The sequence below is a fragment of the Microbacterium sp. genome (assembly GCF_047605725.1).
In the GTDB taxonomy this organism is placed as follows: Bacteria; Actinomycetota; Actinomycetes; order Actinomycetales; family Microbacteriaceae; genus Microbacterium.
Genome location: NZ_JASGFE010000083.1, coordinates 1 through 4778, shown reverse-complemented (window position 1 = coordinate 4778; position 4778 = coordinate 1). Strand labels below are relative to the sequence as shown.

Genomic DNA, 4778 nt, shown 5'->3' with positions numbered 1-4778 from the left:
AGACACCGGTGATACGACGGGCGCGGATCTTGCCGCGCTCCGAGATGAACTTGCGGAGGGTCGCGACGTCCTTGTAGTCGATGACGCCGACGCGGATCGCCTTCGCGGGGGCCGCGTTCTTCGCGCCCTTCCGCGGCTTGCGGCGGTCGCCGGTAGCCTTTCCAGCCATGGTTTTTCCTTACGTGTGAAGTGGTGTCGGATGCCGGTGCGCCCGGCGATCAGAAGGGGGTGTCGTCTCCGTAGGAGCTGCCCGGGGCGCTCCACGCATCGGACGACGAGGACGAGGAGGAGCCGGGCGTCGACCACGGCTCGTCCTGCACCTGCTGCGGACGGGACTGGCCGCCGCCGGACGAGGCCGCGCGCGTGACCTGGGCGGTCGCGTAGCGCAGCGAGGGGCCGATCTCGTCGACCTCCAGCTCGATGGCGGTGCGGTTGTTGCCGTCGCGGTCCTGGTAGGAGCGCTGCTTGAGGCGCCCGGTCGCGATGACCCGCGCGCCCTTGGTGAGCGATCCGGCCACGTGCTCGGCGAAGTCGCGCCACACCGAGGCGCGGAGGAACAGCGCGTCGCCGTCCTTCCACTCGCCGGCCTGGCGGTCGTATGTGCGGGGCGTCGAGGCGATGGTGAAGTTCGCCACCGGCAGGCCGTTCTGCGTGTAGCGCAGCTCGGGATCGGCCGTCAGGTTGCCCACGACGGTGATGATGGTCTCGCCGGCCATGGGCGTTACGCCTTCGCAGCCTTGCGAGCGGCCTTGGCCTCGGCGCGCTCCTTCTCGGCGGCGACCAGGGCGATGGCCTCCTCGGCGCGCAGGACCTTGGTGCGCATGATCTGCTCGCTGAGCTTGAGCTGGCGGTCGAGCTCCTGCGTCGCGGTGCTGGTCGCGGTGAAGTTCACGACGGCGTAGATGCCCTCGCTCTTCTTCTGGATCTCGTACGCGAGCCGGCGCCGGCCCCACACGTCGACGTTGTCGATCGTGCCGCCGTCGTTGGTGATGACCTTGAGGAACTTGTCAAGGTTGGGAGCGACCTGGCGCTCGTCGATCTCGGGGTCGAGAATCACCATGAGCTCGTACTGGTGAGAGTGCGTCACTGACCCACCTCCTTCGGACTCGAACGGCCACCGGGCGTTTCCCGGCGGCAGGAGGGTGTGTGCACGTGTCCGTGCGTGAGCGCGGACAACCCTCCCATGGTACACGGATGCCGCGCCCGTCGCCCAGGCGGCGGCATCCGCCCCGCGTCGGCCCACCCGAACTTCGGAGAATCGCGCGAACTTCGGAGGATTTCGCCCGGATCCTCCGAAGTTCGTCGAGAACTCCGCAGTTCGTGCGAGCGAGGCGCGCGAGCGAGGCGTGCGAGCGCGCCCGCGAGCGCGCCCGCGCTCAGCCCGCCAGGCGTCGGCGCAGCACCGCGACGAGCGGACCGGTGAGCAACAGCAGCAGGAGCGCGTAGTAGCCGAGCGCAGGCACGACGAGCATCACCGCGTACGAGGCGGCGAACAGCACCGTGGCGATCGTGTCGGCCAGGATGCCGCTGCGCAGGCTCCCTTCCGGCATGTCGTGCAGCCCCGGATGCCGCAGCACATACCAGCCGGTCACGGTCATCATCGCGCTCGTCGCGAACAGCGAGCCGACGTAGAGCGACTTCTGCACCGGGTCGTCGGGCAGCTGTCCGACGACCGCGGTGGCCACCGGCATCCACACGATCGTGAACATCCACGCCACCGTCAGCATGAGCAGGGGAGGATCCGCGCGATGCACCCGCTCGAACAGGCGATGGTGGCTCAGCCAGAACGCCGCGATGAGCACGAAGCTCAGCCCGAAGCTGAACAGCTGGTCGCCGTGGTGCGCGACCCACTCCCCCGCGGTCCCGTGCTCGCTCGCGACCTCGCCGACGCTCTCCATGAGCGGCAGGATCAGCAGCGTCATGGCGATCGCCACGACGGCATCGGTGAAGGCCTTCAGTCGTTCGGCGGATGCCGGTCGCCGCGGCCCCGGTCCGGTCGCGGCAGCCGGCGCATCCGACCCCTCGGTCACGCCCATACCGGCATCCTGCCGTGGATGTCCCCTCGCCCGGACCTCGGCGCGCGGCGCGGCGCGCTACGCGCGGGCGTCGCGCCAGGCGTCGCGTCGGGCGGCCTGCTCCACCGGATCGGGCACCGGGAGCGAGGCGATGAGCCGCCGCGTGTAGGCGTCGCGCGGGTCGCGCAGCACGGCCGAGGTCGGTCCCTCCTCGGCGATCGTCCCGTGGTGCAGCACGATGACGCGGTGGGCGAACATGTCGACGACGGCGAGGTCGTGCGTGATGAACAGCCGGCCATCATCCCGCCCCGCAGCCGCCGGTGCGTCCGTTTGGGACATTCCGTGATGAGACTGCAACTCACGGCATCCGGCACTGGATGCCGTGAACTGCGCTCCCGGCGGGCGTCAGTGGGCAGCGGCGGTGCGCAGGGCGTCGTCGACCGCGGCGGTGAGCGCGGCGAACCGCGCGTTCGCGGGGAGGTCCTCGAGGTGCACCGGGCGCCCGTCGGCGTCGCCGAGCGGGACCTGCCAGTTCGGGTACTCGCGGTAGGTGCCGGGCTGGTTCTGCACGCGCCGCTCCCCCACCGCGTCGACGAGGGCGACGCCGAGCAGGCGCGAGGGGGATGCCACCAGCAGCACGTACAGGGCCTCGATGATCTGCTGCTCGGTGGCGTCCGGCCCGATCAGGCCGCGATCGCGCAGGGTCCCCAGCATCCGCTCGCGTTCGGCGTCGGCCTCGGCGAGCGCCTGCTCGACCGGCTCGGTCAGCAGGTTCAGGCGGGCGCGGAGGAGCACGTGCTCGTCCTTCAGATACCCCGCGGTGGGCGGGAGGTCGTGGGTGTTGACCGTGGCGAGCACCGCCTCGCGGTAGTGCTCCGGCGGCTTGAACCCGCCGTCCTCGTACTCGAACCACAGCACGGAGGTGCCGAGGATGCCGCGACCGCCCAGGTACTCGCGCACCCAGGGCTCGACGTTGCCGAGGTCCTCGCCGACGATGACCGCGCCGGCGCGGTGCGCCTCCAGCGCGAGCACGCCGATCATCGCCTCGTGGTCGTAGCGCACGTACGTGCCGGCGGCGGGCCCCAGCGCGGCCGGGATCCACCACAGCCGGAAGAAGCCCATGATGTGGTCGATGCGCAGCGCCCCCGCCCCGCGGAGCATCGTGCGGACGAGGTCGCGCAGCGGAGCGTAGGCGGCCCCGGCGAGCGCGTGCGGCAGCCACGGCGGCTGGCTCCAGTCCTGCCCCTGCTGGTTGTACATGTCCGGCGGCGCCCCCACCGAGATGCCGCGCGCGTACAGGTCGTGCAGCGACCAGGCATCCGACCCCCTCGGGTGCACGCCCACCGCGAGGTCGTGCATGACGCCGACGGTCATGCCCGCCGCCGTCGCCCGCCGCTGCGCCGCGCGCACCTGTTCGTCCGCGATCCACTGCAGCCAGGCATGGAACGCGACGCGGTCGTGCAGTCGGGTGCGCAGCGTCGCCACGAGCAGCGACGAGATGTCGTCCGCCGCCTCCGGCCGCGGTTCGTCGGGCGTGAGGGCGAAGTGCTCCTCCAGGGCGCACCACAGGGCGAAGTCCAGGAGCGGCTGCCCCTCCCGCTCGAGGTAGGCGTCGAGCTCGGCCTGACGCGCGGCGGTCCGCGGCAGGCCGAACACGGCCTCAAGCGCCGGCCGCTTGGCCTCCCACACCGCGTCGCGGTCGATGCGGTCGGCGCACGCCGCCGCGGCGGCGCGGCGGCTCGTCTCCCGCCGGCCCCGCTCGGCCGCCGAGAGCCCAGCGGCCTCGGGGATCTCCTCGGGCCGGATGTAGAGCGGCGAGAGGAAGCGCCGGGTCGCCGGCAGATAGGGCGAGGGCTCGATCGGAGTGACGACCTCGGCGGCGTGCACCGGGTTGACGAGCACGAAGTCGGCGCCGCGCTCGGCGGCGATCGCCGCCAGTGCGCCGAGGTCGGCGAAGTCTCCCATTCCCCAGGAGGAATGCGATGTCACCGAGTAGAGCTGCGCCATCAGGCCCCAGGATCGTCCCGCATTTCCGGGGCGTCCGGGCTTCGCCTCCAGGTGGGCGGGCGTGACCGCGAGCGGGCACTCGTCGGCGACCACGACCGTGTCGTCGCCGTGCATGCGCTGCTCGGCATGAAGCGTGTGCCAGCCCAACGGCACGTCGCCGGGGATCGGGACCTCCAGGCGCCACCGCGTGATCCCGGCCACCTCGCGCGCCTGCGCCTCCTGCTCCGGGATCTCGAGCCGGTGCACGTCGCCGCCCTCCGTCACGACGCGCAGGGCCAGGTCGTGACCGTCGCGCACGTACGCGACGACACGCCCCATGCCTTCGCGGACGACGAGCGACGGGGGCAGCGTGCGGCGCCACGGCCGCTCCTCGGCATCGCGCAGGGCGGTCTCGATCGCGGCATCGGACGGCACTGCGGCCTCGTCGTCCTCGGTGCCCGGCAGCTCGACGCCCATCGCACGCAGCACCGCGCACAGTGTGGATGCCGGCACGTGCACATGGTCGCCGTAGAACGACCAGTACGTCGACGCGACGCCGTGGGCCTCGGCCAGCGCGACGAGGGCGGGCGTGGGCGTGTCATCGCGCGTCTGTGTCACGGGTCAATCCTGCCGCACGCGCGGGCCGTCTCGTCCACGCCGCGGGGATGCGGCATCCGCTCGTCCGATCGCCGCCCGCGGGCTCGTCCGATCGCCGCCCGCGGGCTCGTCCGATCGCCGCCCGCGGGCTCGTCCGATCGCCGCCCGCGGGCTCGTCCG

5 protein-coding genes and 1 pseudogene are annotated in these 4778 nt (G+C 72.2%); all 6 read right to left on the bottom strand.

From position 1 onward, the window contains the following. Positions 1-169, bottom strand: a 169-nt coding sequence (rpsR, locus tag QM641_RS12560; protein ID WP_415116995.1) for a 30S ribosomal protein S18, incomplete at its 3' end; no start/stop codon positions are given. 49 nt (positions 170-218) lie between these two features. Next, positions 219-716, bottom strand: a complete 498-nt coding sequence (locus QM641_RS12555; RefSeq protein ID WP_415116991.1) for a single-stranded DNA-binding protein — start codon at positions 714-716, stop codon at positions 219-221. 5 nt (positions 717-721) lie between these two features. Continuing rightward, positions 722-1060, bottom strand: coding sequence for a 30S ribosomal protein S6 (gene rpsF, locus QM641_RS12550; RefSeq protein ID WP_415116993.1), 339 nt, complete (start codon positions 1058-1060; stop codon positions 722-724). A gap of 316 nt (positions 1061-1376) precedes the next feature. After that, positions 1377-2036 (bottom strand): TMEM175 family protein, encoded by a 660-nt coding sequence (locus QM641_RS12545; protein WP_415116989.1) that lies wholly within the window; start codon positions 2034-2036, stop codon positions 1377-1379. 57 nt (positions 2037-2093) lie between these two features. After that, positions 2094-2306, bottom strand: a pseudogene (locus QM641_RS12540) (glutathione ABC transporter ATP-binding protein); the annotation flags it as partial. Between the two features lie 114 nt (positions 2307-2420). Continuing rightward, positions 2421-4619, bottom strand: a complete 2199-nt coding sequence (gene malQ, locus QM641_RS12535; RefSeq protein WP_415116987.1) for a 4-alpha-glucanotransferase — start codon at positions 4617-4619, stop codon at positions 2421-2423. Between the last annotated feature and the right edge of the window lie 159 nt (positions 4620-4778).

What these genes read in the sequence shown, in the direction of transcription:
- rpsF (WP_415116993.1), bottom strand. Translation starts at nt 1,060, where the DNA reads ATGGTGATTCTCGACCCCGAGATCGACGAGCGCCAGGTCGCTCCCAAC.
- QM641_RS12545 (WP_415116989.1), bottom strand. Translation starts at nt 2,036, where the DNA reads ATGGGCGTGACCGAGGGGTCGGATGCGCCGGCTGCCGCGACCGGACCG.
- QM641_RS12555 (WP_415116991.1), bottom strand. Translation starts at nt 716, where the DNA reads ATGGCCGGCGAGACCATCATCACCGTCGTGGGCAACCTGACGGCCGAT.